2 protein-coding genes are annotated in these 885 nt (G+C 37.7%); both read left to right on the plus strand.

The features are described 5' to 3' along the window. Positions 1–573: TonB-dependent receptor plug domain-containing protein (locus AB840_RS15400; protein ID WP_152669426.1), on the plus strand; the 573-nt coding region annotated here is incomplete at its 5' end. A gap of 85 nt (positions 574–658) precedes the next feature. Continuing rightward, a partial coding sequence (locus AB840_RS15405) for a transposase (protein ID WP_048514316.1) occupies positions 659–885 on the plus strand: 227 nt, incomplete at its 3' end.

Consider the following 885-nt stretch of genomic DNA (forward strand, 5'->3'; position numbering starts at 1 on the left):
GGGGGGGGGACACGTTTAAATATTCTCATTAACGGAGGATATCTTTTAGGAGGATGCCCTAGTCGGATGGATCCCACTACAGCATATGCATTTCCTGAATCTTTTAATAAAATTACAATACTGAAAGGGCCTGAGAGCGTTGCATATGGTGGTGGGAACATTGCTGGCACTATTTTATTTGAAAGAGAAACTTCTGCTTTTACAAAACTGGGAACTCGGATGAATACCAGCATACTGTTTGGCAGTCATAATCGCCGTGATCAATTATATGATATTACAGAAGGTGATAAGGCCGGATATGTTAGAATAATCAAAACGAAAAGTAAATCGGGAGATTATACAGATGGAGATGGACATACCATTCATTCGGCTTATAACCGAGATAGCTTAACCGGAATTATCGGAATTACGCCTAATAAAAATACACTGTATGAATTTTCTTTTGATGCCAGTACTGGTAAGGCAAGTTATGCTGATAGGACAATGGATGGGACTCAATTTGATAAAGATAGTTATAATTTTAAATTTGAAAAGAAAAACATATCACACGATAGTATAAAATTTTATGTGTAAACTCTAAGAGGCCCATAGGAAAAGGAACCTCATTCCTGTATAGTGTTAAGTGCTAACAAAGACACTAAAGAAATGAGGTTCCCTAATGTCAAATCTTAACACAAAACTCATGCAAGCGCTAGTAGAAAAACAATCTGTTGAAGATGTCTTTCGTCAAGAACTTGAAGATGCCATCAACCAGTTGCTTAAGGTTGAACTTTCTAGTTTTCTAGGATATGAGAAACATAGTTCCAACGGCTGGTCTTCTGGTAATAGCCGCAACGGTTTTTATTCTCGCGAACTTCGCACGGAATATGGTACTTTACAGCTCCA

Source organism: Megasphaera cerevisiae DSM 20462 (genome assembly GCF_001045675.1).
GTDB classification, from domain to species: Bacteria; Bacillota; Negativicutes; order Veillonellales; family Megasphaeraceae; genus Megasphaera; species Megasphaera cerevisiae.